We start from the raw sequence: 13,946 nt of genomic DNA on the forward strand, positions 1-13,946 counted from the left end.
GCGGCACCGTCCGTACACCGTCTGCCCGGTCCGTAGCAGCGGGACATGCACATCGTCCGCTCGGTTCGGTACCCACGCCTCCCCGCCCCGGGCCCGGGCAAGCAACCTTGCCGGATCGAGTGCGGTGCCCTTATCTTCAGAGAGGACGCAGCAGCTGCCAACTGCCCGGCCTGTTCCTCGGGTGACCCTCGACAGACGTCGCGCACCATGGCGTCCCGCTCCCGAGCGCCGGCCGGGGAAGGAGGGGTCATGCCGGCTCGGTCTTCCGGCGGGAGCTCTGACGAGGCCCGCCGCGCGGTGGGGATCCCCGATGTCGTCGAGACGGACCTGGGGACATTCCGATTCGACGACGGTGTCCCGGACCTGGACACGATGGCGTTGTGCTGGGATCGTCTCGACCTGCTGCGCGGCGTCGACGTGTTCCTGAACGCGGTTCCCGGCGCGTCGCTCGCGGCCGCACGTGCCGCGTTCCCGTCGCTGGGAATCCACACGTCGCGGGACATGGCCGTGTGCGCGCGCATGGATTCGGTGCCCTACCTCCTGACAGCCAACACCGAGACGACCTATGGGTTCACCTTGCTCGACCTGCGGGCCGACGGGCCGACGGTGGTCGAGTGCCCGCCGATGTCACTCGACGTGGTCGACGACTTCTGGTTCCGGTACGTGGCCGACCTGGGCAATGCCGGGCCCGACAGGGGGCAGGGCGGGAAGTACCTGTTCCTGCCGCCGGGCTACGAGGGCGAGGTCCCCGAGGGCTACTTCACCTTCCGCTCGCGCACGTTCACCAACTTCCTGTTCGCCCGCAACCTCGGCGGGCTCGATGTCATCGAGCAGACCCGTATCTATCCGCTCGACCAGGCCGGTGACCCGCCGGAGATGCGGTTCGTGAAAGCAGACGGCGTGCCGTACAACACCGTCCACTCGAACGACTTCTCGTTCTACGAAGAGGTCGACCAGATCGTCCAGGAAGAACCGGTCGACGCACTCGATCCCGAGCTTGCCGGTCAGCTGGCGGCGATCGGCATCGTCAAGGGCCGGCCGTTCGCTCCCGATCAGCGGATGCGCGCAATCCTGTCTCAGGCGGCGCCGATCGGTGCGGCGATTGCGCGCACTCTCGCGTACCGGCCACGTGACCCGCAGTCCTACATCTACGGCCGGGACGTGTCGTCGTGGAAGACGGCCTTCGTGGGCGGAAGCTCCGAGTTCCTGCACGACGGTGTTCGTCTCCTGGATGCCCGTACGCTGTTCCACTACGTCGCCACCGTCGTCACGCCGGCGATGGCGACGCCGACGGTGGGAGTGGGCTCGCAGTACGCCTACACCGCCGAGGACTCCGAGGGACAGTGGCTGGACGGGGGCCGCACCTACCGGGTGCACCTGCCCGCAGGCATTCCCGCCAAGGACTTCTGGTCGCTGTGCGTCTACGACTGCCAGTCCCGCTCCCTGCTGCAGACCGACAACCCGTACCCGTCACTCAACAGCAACACCGGGACGGTCGCAGCCGACGAAGACTGCTCCGTGGACGTCTACTTCGGACCCGCATCACCGGCGGGCCGGGAGTCGAACTGGATCCAGACGGTCCCGGACAAGTCCTGGTTCCTGCTCCTGCGCCTCTACGGACCACTCCAGGCATGGTTCGATCGGACCTGGCGACCCAGTGAGATCGAACCCCTCGCCTGACCGAGACGCGGGGGGCGGTCTCGGCGCAGGAAGACTGCTCGCGTGATCGCACCTCCTGGCCCCGCCGGAGCGGCGATCGGACTTCGAGCGTGCTCGTCCGGTGGCGTTTCCCGACGGGGCACCGAACCACGATTCCGCAGTATCCCGCTGGGCGAGTGAGCGACGGACTCGAGCGCGGCAGGACACCTTCGGACTCGTTAGCCTGGGACGATGAGCACTCCCGTCATCACGCTGAATTCCGGTACCACCATCCCGCAGCTCGGCCTGGGAGTCTGGCAGGCCACCGACGAGCAGACCGAACACGCCGTGCGCTACGCCCTCGACGAGGCGGGCTACCGGCACATCGACACCGCCGCCGCGTACGGCAACGAGGAGGGTGTCGGACGCGGGATCGCGTCGGCGTCCGTCCCGCGGGAGGACGTCTTTCTCACCACGAAGTTGTGGAACTCCGACCAGGGCTACGATCGGGCGTCGAAGGCGTTCGACGAGAGTCTGCGCCGCCTCGGCACCGACTACGTCGACCTGTACCTGATCCACTGGCCGCTGCAGGACGACGACCGGCTGCTGCGCACGTGGGACGCGCTCGAGAAGATCGCCGAGTCCGGACGGGCCAAGGCGATCGGCGTGTGCAACTTCGAGCCGCACCACCTGCAGCTGCTCGTCCATCGCGGCGGCATGCTGCCCGCCGTCGACCAGGTGGAGCTGCACCCGCACCTTCCCCAGCAGGAGATCCGCGCCTTCGCGGCCGACCACGGGATCGCCGTCGAATCGTGGAGCCCGCTGGGCGGTACCAGCAACTCGGGCTGGGGCCGCGAGTCCAAGCCGAACACGCTCCTGGTGGATCCGATCATCACTCGCATCGCGGACCGGCACAGCAAGTCGGCTGCCCAGGTGCTGATTCGCTGGCACCTGCAGAACGGGTTGATCGTCATTCCGAAGTCCGTCCACGACGAGCGGATCACGCAGAACATCGACGTGTTCGACTTCGAGCTCGACGACCTCGATCTGAGCGAGATCGCGACCCTCGACGACGGCACGCGTGTCGGCATGCACCCGGACGAGATGAACCTCGGCGCACCGAGCTGACGGACCCACCCTGCACGGGCGGCCGCGCCCATCCGGCGCGGCTGCCCGCTCTGCTGCCCGCTCTTCGGACGCATTCGCCGACCACTCTTGCGCTCCCAGCACGGACCACGAATAGTAGAACACGTTCTCATCCGCAACCCGGCCGGCCACCGCCGGGTGCGCGATCGGTCCGCGCAGAAGGGGCAGGGCGTGACGACACACATGATCTCGGGCACCGCGATCGAGATGCCGGTGCGAGTCCGGACCGCGACGGCATTCACGGCGATGTACTCGGTGCCCGCCGCGCCGGCTCAGGCGCTGATCGACCACTCTGGACTCGAACTGCTGCACCCCCGCCCGGGTCGCGGAGTCTGCATCCTGGTGTTCGTGGACTACGTCGACGGTGATCTCGGACCCTACAACGAGTTCGGCGTGTGCTTCCTCGTTCGCGACCACCGCCGGCGCGGCGGCACCGCGCTGCGGGATCTGCGGGAACTCGTCCGCGGCGGCGCGGGTGCCCTCATCCACCGGCTCCCGGTGGACGGCGAGTTCACCCTGGCGGCGGGACGCGGGATCTGGGGATTCCCCAAGACTCTCGCCGACTTCGACGCCGACCACACCGGCGACGTCAAGCGCGCGTCGGTGCGCAGCGACGGGCAGCTGATCGCGGAACTGTCGGTCCGGCCGGGTTTCGCGGTTCCCGGCCGGGGCGCGGCCGCCTCCGTCACGGCCTACTCGCATCTGGGCGGCGTCACCCGGCGCACCGGATGGGCGATGCATCCCGCCGGCGTGCGCAGCCGCATCGGCGGCGCCGACCTGCGGCTGGGCACCCACCCCATCGCCGGTGAACTGCGCACCCTGGGTCTGCCCCGGCGCGCGCTGCTCACGTCGTCGATCTCCCGTCTGCAGATGACGTTCGGAGACGCCGAACCGATCTGACCCGACCGCCGGGTTTCGGCGCGCGCCGCAGTGGGCACCCACCGAGTCGAAGACACAATCGATCGGTGAGGTCACCATGATCAACAACAGCGACATCGATGCGCTCGTCGGCGCCACCGTCCACGGTCCCGGCGGCGACAAGCTCGGCAAGGTCGGCGAGGTCTATCTCGACAACCGGACCGGCAACCCTGCGTGGATCACCGTCGTCACCGGCCTGTTCGGCACCCGTCGGCACTTCGTGCCGATCGACGTCGCCGAGTTGGACGGTAAGGACGTCCGTCTGCCGTTCGACAAGGACACGGTGACCGGCGCCCCGAACATCGACGAGGACGGCCGTCTCACCCCCGAGGAGGAGACGCAGCTCTATCGGTACTACGACAGGGCGGATACCGATACCGACACCGGACGCGCGCCGGATAGCGACCGGACACCCGACACCGGTCGCGACACCGGCCGGACACCCGACACCGACCGACTGCGCGACGCCGATCGGACACCGTCCACCGGTGCGCCGGGTGTCGCGACCTCGGCGCCGCCGTCGGCACCGTCGCACGGCGGCGGCACCGGCGGGACACCGCAGCAGGGCACGCCACAGCACGGCACGCCACAGCAGCACGGCACGCCCTCGCCCGGTCCGCGGCTCCACAAGCGGGTCGTGACCACCGAGTACTACGTCGACGAGGGCGCCCCCGGCCAGCATCCCGGCCAGCATCCCGACCAGGAGGACCGACGATGATCGAACGCGAACCCGCCGGGGCCAGCGCCGCCGGCAGAGACCCGATTCCCAACCGCGACCGCGTTTCCGACCGCGACCGTGTAGTGGCGGACGACCGCGTCACCACCACCACCGCCGCCCCCTTCGAGGAGCGGGTGACGACGAAGCCCGCCAAGACGAGCGTCGCTGCCGCACTCGCACTCGCGGTCGGCACGGCCGCACTCGTGTGCGTGCTCTCGCTCGTCCTGTCGCCGGTGGGCCTCGTGCTGTCCATCATCGGCATCGTGCTCGGTATCGTCGGCCTACGCGCCGCCCGGCGCCTCGGCGTGACCGGACGGGGCGTTGCCATCGCGGGCATCGTCCTGAGCGTCGTCTCGCTCGTGCTGTCCATCGCGTACGTCGCGGGCGTCGTCACGGTGCTCAACAACGACCGCATGGTCGAGCAGCTCGAGCAGCAGCTCGATCGGGCCCGCGACCAGCTGCCCGACAGCATCGAGGTGCCGCAACCCGGCCAGTGACGGACCGATGCCTGCCGGAGCCGGCCCCTAGAGCCAGGTGTCCTCGGAGGTGCTCGTGAGAAACGCCTCGAGGTCGTCCCGCCAGGGGGCCGGCACCGTCTTGTCCGGCTCGATCCCGGTGTACTGGCCTCGATAGAACAGCAGCGGCCGTTCCTTCTCGTCCCGCACCTCGCTCAGCGACGACACCCGACCGAACACCACCCAGTGGTCGCCCCCGTCGTGCACGGTCTCCACCGTGCAGTCGATGTGGGCGAGGGAGCCGGCGAGGATGGGCGAGCCGAGCGGCGACGGACGCCACTCGACACCGGCGAACTTGTCCGGCTCGCGGGATCCGAACCGCGCGCATGTGTCCCGCTGTTCCTCCGCGAGCACGTTGACGCAGAAGCGCCCGGAGCGTTCGATGGCGGTCCACGACCGCGACATTTTCGTCGGGCAGAACAGCACCAGGGGCGGGTCCAGCGACAGCGCCGCGAACGACTGGCAGGCGAATCCCACCGGCTCGCCGGCGTCGACTGTGGTGATGATCGTGACACCCGTACAGAACTGGCCGAGCACGGTGCGGAAGGTGCGAGGGTCGATCGTGACGTCGCCGGGTCCGGTCATGGCTGCAAGCCTACGCTGAAGTCGTGGCCCCACAGGCTGACGGCTGTGGACTCGCGGGCGATCCACTCCCGGTCCTCGACCTGCCTTCCCTCGCAGCCGAACTCGACGTCGAAACCGCCGGGGGTCTTCATGTAGAACGAGAGCATCAGATCGTTGACGTGCCGGCCCAGCGTCGCCGACATCTTGACCTTGCGGCGCAGGGCCCGGTCCAGGCACAGCCCGACGTCGTCGGAATTCTCCACCTCGATCATCAGGTGCACGATGCCACTCGGCGTGGGCATCGGAAGGAACGCCAGGCTGTGGTGCCGGGGATTGCATCCGAAGAAGCGGAGCCAGGCCGGTTTCCCGTCGGCCGGGCGGCCCACCATCTGCGGCGGCATGCGCATCGAGTCCCGCAACCGGAAGCCGAGGACGTCGCGGTAGAAGTGCAGCGCCTCCTCGTCGTCGCGGGTGGACAGGACGACGTGCCCGAGTCCCTGCTCTCCGGTGACGAACCGGTGCCCGTACGGACTCACGACGCGGCGGTGCTCGAGCGCGACCCCGTGGAACGCCTCGAGAGTATTGCCGGACGGGTCCTGGAACACGATGAGTTCGTCGACCCGGCGGTCGGCGAGTTGCTCGGCCGTGCCCTCCTTGAACGGCACTTCGGCGGCCGCGAGGTTGTCACGCACCTCCTGCAGCTCGGCGGCGTTCGCGGTCTCCCAGCCGGAGACGAGCAGCCGGTCGCTCTCGTGCGGCTCGATGACCAGCCGGGCCGGGAAATCGTCCATCCGGAGGTAGAGCGCCGCGGGATCGACGCCCTTGCCCTCGACCATGCCGAGCACCTTCAGACCGTATTCCCGCCAGGCGTCCATGTCGGTGGCGCCGATGCGCAGGTAGGCGAGGGATCGGATACCCATGTCAGTTGCTCCTGTCCGTCAGGAAGTCCGTTGTCAGGCGGTTGAACTCGTCGAACTTCTCGAGCTGAGCCCAGTGTCCGCAGCCACCGAAGACGTGCAGTTGCGCCCGCGGGATCATCTTGAGCGCGACGAGCGCGCCGTCGAGCGGGTTGACCCGGTCCTCGCGCCCCCAGATCAGCAGCACCCGCTGCCGGAGCTTGTAGGCGTCGCGCCAGAGCATGCCGAGCTCGAAGTCCGGACCGGAGAACGACTTCCCCATCGCGCGTGCGGCAGCGAGGGATTCCGAGGTGCTCGCGGCGGCGAACCGTTCGTCGACCAGCTCGTCGGTGATCAGCGACTGGTCGTAGACCATCACCCGGAGGAACGCCTCGAGCTTCTCCCGGGTGGGGCCCTCCGGCGGCGCCGCGAACCGGCCGAGGTTCTTCACGCCCTCGGTGGGGTCGGGGGCGAAGAGGTTGACGCTCAATCCGCCCGGCCCCATGAGCACGAGCCGTCCGGCGCGGTCCGGGAAGTCCAGCGCGAATCGCACTGCGGCGCCGCCGCCGAGCGAGTTGCCGAGCAGGTGCACGCGCCCCTCGAGCCCGAGGTGGTCGAGCAGGTCCTTCAGCGCGGTGGCGCTGTGCACGAAGTACTGCGGGTGTTCGGTGGGCTTGTCGGACCTGCCGTAGCCGGGCTGGTCGACACACAGGACGTGGAAATGCTCGGCCAGCACGGGGATGTTGCGGGCGAAGTTGGACCAGCCGGAGGCGCCCGGCCCGCCGCCGTGCAGCAGGACGATCGTGGTGTCGTTGCCGACCCCCGCCTCGTGGTAGTGCAACCGCAGGTCGTCCCGCACCTGCGCGAACCGGGACGTGGACTCGTAGGTGATCTCTTCCGTCGCAGTCAATTCGATATCCCCTACACCATCGTGTCGGTGATCGGCAGGCCGAACTCGCCGGCGCCGAACATCACGTAGGCGCGTTCGGCGTCGTTGGCGGCGTGGACCCGCCCGGCGTGGGCGTCGCGCCAGAACCGCTGGATCGGCGTGCCGTTGGCGAGGGCGGTGGCGCCGGAGTTCTCGAACAGCAGGTCGATGGAGGCGATGGCGCGGCCCGTCGCCCGGACCTGGTCGCGACGGGCACGCAACCGCAGGTCCATCGGGACCTCCTCGCCGGCGACGAGGTGCGCGTACTCCTCGGCGACGTTGCCCGACAGCTGACGCCACGCGGCGTCGATGTCGCTGGACGCCTCCGCGATCCGGACCTTGGAGAACGGATCGTCCTTGGCCTTCTCCCCCGCGTACGCGGCACGAACCCGCTTACCCTGATGGTCGACGTGGGCCCGGTACGCGCCGAAGGCCATGCCGACGATCGGCGTCGAGATCGTCGTGGGATGGATGGTGCCCCAAGGCATCTTGTAGACGGGTGCGGTGTTGCGCTCGAGCCCCGGCGCGGTGAGCTCGCTCATGGCGCGGAAGCTGAGGAAGCGGTGCCGCGGCACGAACACGTCCTGCACCACCACGGTGTTCGATCCGGTACCCCGGAGCCCGACGACGTTCCAGACGTCGTCGATCGCGTAGTCCGCGCGCGGGATCAGGAAGCTGCCGAAGTCGACGGGGCGGCCGTCCTTGATCACCGGGCCGCCCACGACGACCCAGGTGGCGTGGTCGCACCCGGAGGACCAGGCCCACGCACCGTTGACCTTGTATCCGCCGTCGACGACCTCGCCGGCGCCCATGGGGGCGTAGGACGAGGAGATGCGGACATCGGTGTCCTCGCCCCACACGTCTTCCTGGGCCTGCTGCGCGAACAGCGCCAGATGCCAGTTGTGGACACCGATGATGCCGGAGACCCAGCCGGTGGAGCCGCACGCGGCGGCGATGTTGCGGACCGCCGTGTAGAAGGTGACCGGATCGGCTTCGTACCCGCCCCACTGGCTCGGTTGGAGCAGTCGGAAGAAGCCGGTCTCCTGCAGCGCCTTGATCGAGTCGTCGGGGATGCGGCGAAGGTCTTCGGTCTCCTGTGCACGTTCCCGCAGGGCGGGCAGCAGCGCGTCGATCCGCTGCAGCACCTCGTGGCTCTCGTGGTCGCCCACTGGACGCTCCCGTCTGTTCCGGAATTGATCGCTTGATTCGAGACTAGAACACGTTCCCATTTGTGTCGAGACCGGAGCCGCATCCCAGGTCGACGGGCTTTCCGTGGGACGAAAGTCCTCGAACGCTTCCGGTACGCGCCAAAATTCTATAACGTGTTCTACCAAGCATCCGAAGGAAAGTGAGGGGACGATGGCACAGGTTCGCGAGATCGACGTCGGAGAGGTCCGCACGCGGTTCGCGCGGGGGTGGCACTGCCTCGGGCTGGCCCGGACGTTCAAGGACGGCAAGCCGCACGCCGTCGAGGCCTTCGGAACCAAACTCGTGGTCTGGGCCGACAGCGCGGGCGACCTGAAGATCCTCGACGCCTACTGCCGCCACATGGGCGGCGACCTGTCCCAGGGCGAGATCAAGGGCGACTCCGTCGCCTGCCCCTTCCACGACTGGCGATGGGGAGGAAACGGCAAGTGCACCGACATCCCCTACGCCCGCCGTGTGCCACCGCTCGCCCGCACCCGCGCCTGGCTCGCGATGGAGAAGAACGGTCAGCTCTTCGTCTGGAACGACCCCGAAGGCAACACCCCGCCGCCGGAGGTCACGATCCCGGACATCGAGCAGTACGGGTCGGACGAATGGACCGACTGGACCTGGAACTCGATCCTCATCGAGGGCGCCAACTGCCGGGAGATCATCGACAACGTCGTGGACATGGCGCACTTCTACTACATCCACTACGCCTTCCCGACGTACTTCAAGAACGTCTTCGAGGGGCACGTCGCCGCGCAGTACCTCAACACCCGGGGCCGTCCCGACAAGGGCATGTCCACCCAGTACGGCATGGAGTCGCTGCTGAAGTCGTTCGCCGCGTACTACGGCCCGTCCTACATGATCAATCCGCTGACCAACAGCTACGGCGGCTACGAGGTCGAGTCGGTGCTGATCAACTGCCACTACCCCGTCACACACGACTCGTTCGTGCTGCAGTACGGCATCATCGTCAAGAAGCCGACGGGCATGCCCGAGGAGGCGTCGAACAAGCTGGCCGCGAAGCTGACCGAAGGCATCGGCGAGGGCTTCCTGCAGGACGTCGAGATCTGGAAGAACAAGACCAAGATCGAGAATCCGTTGCTGTGCGAGGAGGACGGCCCGGTCTACCAGCTGCGACGCTGGTACGAGCAGTTCTACGTCGACGTCGCCGACGTCACCGAGAAGATGACGCAGCGCTTCGAGTACGAGGTCGACACCACCAAGGCCAACGAGGCATGGCAGGCGGAGGTCGCCGAGAACCTCGCGCGGCAGAAGGCCGACCAGGGCAAGCAGGAAGCGGAGGTCTGACGATGGATCCCTCGACCCGGGCGCGCAGCTGGGCGAAGGCCCCGGACTTCGCCGGCCAGCCCGCCCGGGTCGAGGCGGTCCGCGCCCAGACCGCCATCGACAAGATCAACTATCTCGATTCGGGCCTGCACGAGGTGCAGTGCCGCGAGTGCGGCACCTGTGTCCTGGTGCGCAAGAACAGCTTCGACCACACGACCGTGCAATGGCGCGAGGACCCCGCGGCGGTGTGCCCGAATTTCCGGGGCTCCGAGGTCCCGGGCGCCCTGCGCGACGGCTGCCCGCAGCTGCGCGCCAGCATCGAGCAGGCCGTACTCGACGGCCGGATCACGATTCCGGACTGACAGCGCCACGCCGCACTATGCTGGCGTCGTGTTCCTCCTCTTCGGCTTCAGCACCAAGCGGCAACACCTCGGCTCCGGGCAGACCCGAACGTGCCCGAACTGCCACAACACCACACAGTGGGCACGGATCCGCGAATTCAACCAGTTCACGTTGTTCTTCGTCCCGGTCGCGCGATGGAAGCGCCGGCAGCTGGAGCAATGTGGCATCTGCGGCACCGCCGTCGAAGTCTGAGCGCCTTCATTCCGGGCGACCGTCACCGCCGGAGCGTCGGCGCACTCAGCCGATACCCGGATCGACGAGCCGAATCGAGCACCGGAGCTGTTCCGACAACTGCAACGCTGTGTGCTGCCAGACAAAAACAGTTGAGCAACATAGCTTTTCGTGTGCAGGTGAGACATTCCGTCACGGACGCCGCCTACCGGGCGTGCAACTGTTCCACAACTCCGCCCCCTCGACCGCCGGACCGGCCACCAGCGCGTCGGCGAGAATCCGGCCTCGGTCGCGCCGAGAGCGTGATCGTCGAATTTCCTCGTAGCGTCCTCGGCATCGCTCTTGCTTGTTGCGGCACCTCTTTCCACGAATCAGCCAGATCGTCCACAATTTCAGAACGCGACACCGTCATCGTCTTCCGCGAGTGCCGCAATACCGCTCGCATCGCACGAAACTCGGTACCGCACGAGCGGCCGTTCTCCGGTACGACCTGCGCGATCGATCGAGGCGAGGGAGAGATGTGCACCGCCCCTCGAGCCCGGACTGCCGGGCACCGCACGGACGCCACCGCAGGACCGGCCGGGACCGATGCACCGCGAGGTCGGTCGAAGAGCATGAAGTCAGATGCCGTCACAGCGATGAGTCCGCCGCCTCCCACGGGTCTACCTTTGCGACGGAGACACACCACTTCACCGGGAGCCGAGCCATGGGCCTGATCGACATCGAACTGTTCACCACCCTCGACCTCGTCGGACAGGCACCCGGCGGCCCCGACGAAGACCCGGAAGGATTCCCGTTCGGCGGGTGGCAGGCGCCCCTGCTCGACGAGGTCACCGGCGCGCAGATCGGGGCCGCCTACGACGGCACCGACGCCCTGCTGCTCGGCCGCCGGACCTACGACATCTTCGCCGCCTACTGGCCGCACCAGCACAGCGGCGAGGACCACGACATCGCCACACTGTTCAACAGCGTCCCGAAGTACGTGGCCTCCCGCGGCCGGCCCGACCTCTCCTGGTCCGGATCCACACAGCTCGGCCCCGATCTGGCCGGTGCGGTGCGCGAGATCCGGGACCGGCACGAGCACATCAAGGTCGTCGGGAGCCTGGACCTGGTCCAGACCCTGCTGCGCGAGAAACTCTTCGACCGGCTCGACCTGTGGGTGCACCCGATCGTGCTCGGCGTCGGGAAGAAGGTGTTCGACGCCGGCGCGGTGCCCACCAACCTCACTCTCCTCGCACCGCCGGTAGCCGGCCCGACGGGCACCGTGTACCTGCGCTACGCGCTCGCCGACGGCATACCCGGCACCGGGGACATGAGCGCCCCCGACCGCGGCGCCGGGAGGGACGGCTGAACCCGCCCCACCTGGGTCCGTGTGCTCGGCGGTGCCTCCGCCGGGTCTGCCGCCGTCGTTCCCCTCGGCGCATCACCGACGACGTAGCCCCCCGGGGACGAACACAGTCGTACCCGGCGGCGTGCACTCGGGCGTCAGGTGCCGCAGAAGGTTCGGAAGGTTGCGCTGAACGACGGCGGGGCAGGGGGGGGGTAGTCGGACCATTCGTCGCGACGATCGAACGGATGCGTGACGACGTCGAGCAGCTTCTCGAACGGGGCGAACTCTCCGTCGGTCGCGGCCCGCAACGCGGCATCGAGCTGATGATTGCGCGGGATGTACAGCGGGTTCACCCGGTCCATCGCGTCCGCGGTCGCCACCGCCTCGCGCCCCTGTGCGGTCAGTGCGCCGCGCCAGCGCTGCACCCAGGGCCCCATACGCTCGCGGGGAATCAGGGCATGCAACGGCGTCGAATGTCCCCGCAGTTCTTCCGCGAGCGCACGGAAGCTGCCCGTCCAGTCGGCGCCGTGCCCGGCCATCAGCCTCAGCAGGTCGTCGACGAGCGCACGGTCGAGGAGTGTGCCCGCCGCCCCGAGTTTGGCCGCCATCCCGGCGGCGTAGTGACCCTCGTACCGCTCCTCGAAGGTGTCGAGGACTGCCGATACCGCGCCGATCGCGTTCTCCGGCGTCGTGTCGATCAGCGGCAGCAGTGTTTCCGCGAAGCGCGCCAGATTCCATTTCAGGACAGCCGGCTGGTTGCCGAACGCGTAGCGGCCGCTGTGATCGATCGAACTGAACACCGCCGCGGGGTCGAACGCATCGAGGAAGGCGCACGGACCGTAGTCGATGGTCTGTCCCGAAATGGTCGTGTTGTCGGTGTTCATCACCCCGTGCACGAAGCCGGTGAGCGTCCACTGCGCCACCAGTGCTGCCTGTGCCTCGACCACCGCCTCGAAGAATGCCAGGTAGCGACTGCCCTCCCCCGTGGCCGGCAGCTCGGCCACCTCCGGGTAGTGGCGGGCGATCGCGTAGTCGGCCAGCCGCTGCAGGACTCCCTCCTGTCGGGCCGCGAATTCGAAGGTCCCGACCCGCAGGTGACTGGCCGCGACCCGGGCGAGCACCGCACCGGGCTGTGCGCCGTCCCGGCGTACGCGGCGGCCCGTCGCGACCACCGACAGCGCGCGCGTCGTGGGAATACCGAGGGCGTGCATGGCCTCGCTGACCAGGTACTCGCGCAGCATCGGGCCGAGGACCGCGTAGCCGTCACCGCCCCGAGAGAACGGCGTGGGCCCCGAGCCCTTCAGGTGCAGATCCACCCGCCGACCGTCACTGCCCACCACTTCGCCGAGCAGCAACGCCCGGCCGTCCCCGAGCAGCGGCGCGTACCCACCGAACTGATGGCCCGCATACGCCATCGCCACCGGCGTGGCCCCGGCCGGCGCCGTCGATCCGGACAACACCCCGACCCCGGCCTCGCTCCGCAGCACCTCCACGTCCCATCCCAGCGACACCGCGAGCCGCTCGTTGAGCACCAGCAACTTCGGGTCGGGAACATGAACACCCTGCCACGGCACGGCCAGAGCACCCAGCTCGTCGGCAAAAGTGCTTTCGAAGCCGGCCACAGCCGAGTTCGTGCTCACCGTGGACTCCGGGAATGCAGCCATCAGTCGAGGGTAACCACACCCAACCCTGTCCCGCCGCTCACGACCGGGAACACACCCGGTGGCCGACGTCGCCGGGCCACGAGGCCCCACCGCACTCGCCTGCAAGGGCTCGTCACCCCGCGGGGGCGGCGCCGGTCGGCATGGCCCACCGCGTGAGCAGCGGGCCTGCAATCAGAGGGGTGCGCCGCGAGCGCAGACGGGGGGCTGCCGGTCGGGGGCGGCGCCGGGTCACTGCGCAGCACCCCGCGCCGGCGGACCGGTCGGGCGCTCACGACGCGGGCGCGGGACCGGAGCCATGTCCGGAGCGGCGACGAGCGCGAGCCAGAGCGAGCCCGCCGAGGACCGTGCCGGTCAGTCCCAGCGCCACGGCGACGACGGCGCCGGCGAGCCCGTTGCCGGTGCCGAGGCCCCCGGCGGCGTTGACCCCGTGTACTCCACCGGCGATCACGCTGAGCGGCCCCAGCACCACGGCCACGATCGTCCGGGCTGGTCCGGTGCCGGGCCGGCGGGATCGGGCCAGGGCCAGCCCCCCGGCGACGGCGCTGATCAACCCCAGTACGGCTGGCGCCGTGGGC

The 13,946-nt window shown here is 68.8% G+C and carries 15 protein-coding genes; 9 read left to right on the forward strand and 6 right to left on the reverse strand.

The window, feature by feature from the left end; translation table 11 throughout:
- Window positions 1-249 precede the first annotated feature (249 nt).
- The 5 genes from OEY_RS0114040 (at window position 250) to OEY_RS0114060 (ending at window position 4,917) form a co-directional block, all read left to right on the forward strand.
- Window positions 250-1,680, forward strand: coding sequence for a DUF1254 domain-containing protein (locus OEY_RS0114040; protein WP_225222882.1), 1,431 nt, complete (start codon window positions 250-252; stop codon window positions 1,678-1,680).
- 210 nt (window positions 1,681-1,890) lie between these two features.
- On the forward strand, window positions 1,891-2,766 hold the full coding sequence (locus tag OEY_RS0114045) for an aldo/keto reductase (RefSeq protein WP_010594493.1): 876 nt from the start codon (window positions 1,891-1,893) through the stop codon (window positions 2,764-2,766).
- A 201-nt stretch (window positions 2,767-2,967) separates the two neighbouring features.
- Window positions 2,968-3,684 (forward strand): acetoacetate decarboxylase family protein, encoded by a 717-nt coding sequence (locus OEY_RS0114050; RefSeq protein ID WP_010594494.1) that lies wholly within the window; start codon window positions 2,968-2,970, stop codon window positions 3,682-3,684.
- Window positions 3,685-3,760: 76 nt separating this feature from the next.
- Complete coding sequence (locus tag OEY_RS0114055; protein ID WP_010594495.1) at window positions 3,761-4,420, forward strand: PRC-barrel domain-containing protein; 660 nt, start codon at window positions 3,761-3,763, stop codon at window positions 4,418-4,420.
- Window positions 4,417-4,917 carry a DUF4190 domain-containing protein gene (locus tag OEY_RS0114060; protein ID WP_010594496.1) on the forward strand — a complete coding sequence of 167 codons (501 nt, stop codon included), beginning with the start codon at window positions 4,417-4,419 and terminating at the stop codon, window positions 4,915-4,917. Before OEY_RS0114055 ends, OEY_RS0114060 begins: the two co-directional genes overlap by 4 nt.
- A 27-nt stretch (window positions 4,918-4,944) precedes the next feature.
- On the opposite strand, the gene hsaB is transcribed toward OEY_RS0114060, so the two are convergent.
- From hsaB to hsaA, 4 genes are read right to left on the reverse strand one after another with little or no spacing between them, the layout of a single operon-like run.
- Entirely contained in the window at window positions 4,945-5,520 is a 576-nt protein-coding gene (gene hsaB, locus OEY_RS0114065) for a 3-hydroxy-9,10-secoandrosta-1,3,5(10)-triene-9,17-dione monooxygenase reductase subunit (RefSeq protein ID WP_010594497.1), read from the reverse strand.
- Complete coding sequence (gene hsaC, locus OEY_RS0114070) at window positions 5,517-6,419, reverse strand: iron-dependent extradiol dioxygenase HsaC (protein WP_010594498.1); 903 nt, start codon at window positions 6,417-6,419, stop codon at window positions 5,517-5,519. The genes hsaB and hsaC overlap by 4 nt, the downstream gene beginning before the upstream one ends.
- A gap of 1 nt (window position 6,420) precedes the next feature.
- Window positions 6,421-7,305 (reverse strand): 4,5:9,10-diseco-3-hydroxy-5,9,17-trioxoandrosta-1(10),2-diene-4-oate hydrolase, encoded by an 885-nt coding sequence (hsaD, locus tag OEY_RS0114075; RefSeq protein WP_010594499.1) that lies wholly within the window; start codon window positions 7,303-7,305, stop codon window positions 6,421-6,423.
- Window positions 7,306-7,316: 11 nt separating this feature from the next.
- Window positions 7,317-8,492, reverse strand: a complete 1,176-nt coding sequence (gene hsaA, locus OEY_RS0114080) for a 3-hydroxy-9,10-secoandrosta-1,3,5(10)-triene-9,17-dione monooxygenase oxygenase subunit (RefSeq protein WP_010594500.1) — start codon at window positions 8,490-8,492, stop codon at window positions 7,317-7,319.
- 190 nt (window positions 8,493-8,682) lie between these two features.
- Between hsaA and OEY_RS0114085 the strand changes: the two genes are divergently transcribed.
- The 4 genes from OEY_RS0114085 to OEY_RS0114100 all read left to right on the forward strand — a co-directional run bounded on the left by OEY_RS0114085 (window position 8,683) and on the right by OEY_RS0114100 (window position 11,728).
- The gene (locus OEY_RS0114085; protein WP_010594501.1) at window positions 8,683-9,825 is read left to right on the forward strand and encodes a Rieske 2Fe-2S domain-containing protein; all 1,143 of its coding nucleotides are present in this window, start codon (window positions 8,683-8,685) and stop codon (window positions 9,823-9,825) included.
- 2 nt (window positions 9,826-9,827) lie between these two features.
- Complete coding sequence (locus OEY_RS0114090) at window positions 9,828-10,166, forward strand: hypothetical protein (RefSeq protein ID WP_010594502.1); 339 nt, start codon at window positions 9,828-9,830, stop codon at window positions 10,164-10,166.
- A 28-nt stretch (window positions 10,167-10,194) separates the two neighbouring features.
- Entirely contained in the window at window positions 10,195-10,398 is a 204-nt protein-coding gene (locus tag OEY_RS0114095) for a zinc-ribbon domain-containing protein (RefSeq protein ID WP_010594503.1), read from the forward strand.
- Between the two features lie 685 nt (window positions 10,399-11,083).
- Window positions 11,084-11,728, forward strand: coding sequence for a dihydrofolate reductase family protein (locus OEY_RS0114100; protein ID WP_010594504.1), 645 nt, complete (start codon window positions 11,084-11,086; stop codon window positions 11,726-11,728).
- A gap of 134 nt (window positions 11,729-11,862) precedes the next feature.
- Here OEY_RS0114100 and OEY_RS0114105 read toward each other — a convergent pair whose 3' ends face one another.
- Window positions 11,863-13,371 carry a protein adenylyltransferase SelO gene (locus tag OEY_RS0114105; protein WP_051009382.1) on the reverse strand — a complete coding sequence of 503 codons (1,509 nt, stop codon included), beginning with the start codon at window positions 13,369-13,371 and terminating at the stop codon, window positions 11,863-11,865.
- A 268-nt stretch (window positions 13,372-13,639) separates the two neighbouring features.
- Window positions 13,640-13,946 (reverse strand): DUF6223 family protein (locus OEY_RS28480; protein WP_043805430.1); only part of this gene is annotated, 307 nt, incomplete at its 5' end.

Source organism: Rhodococcus sp. P14, assembly GCF_000256505.1.
Taxonomy (GTDB): domain Bacteria; phylum Actinomycetota; class Actinomycetes; order Mycobacteriales; family Mycobacteriaceae; genus Rhodococcus; species Rhodococcus ruber.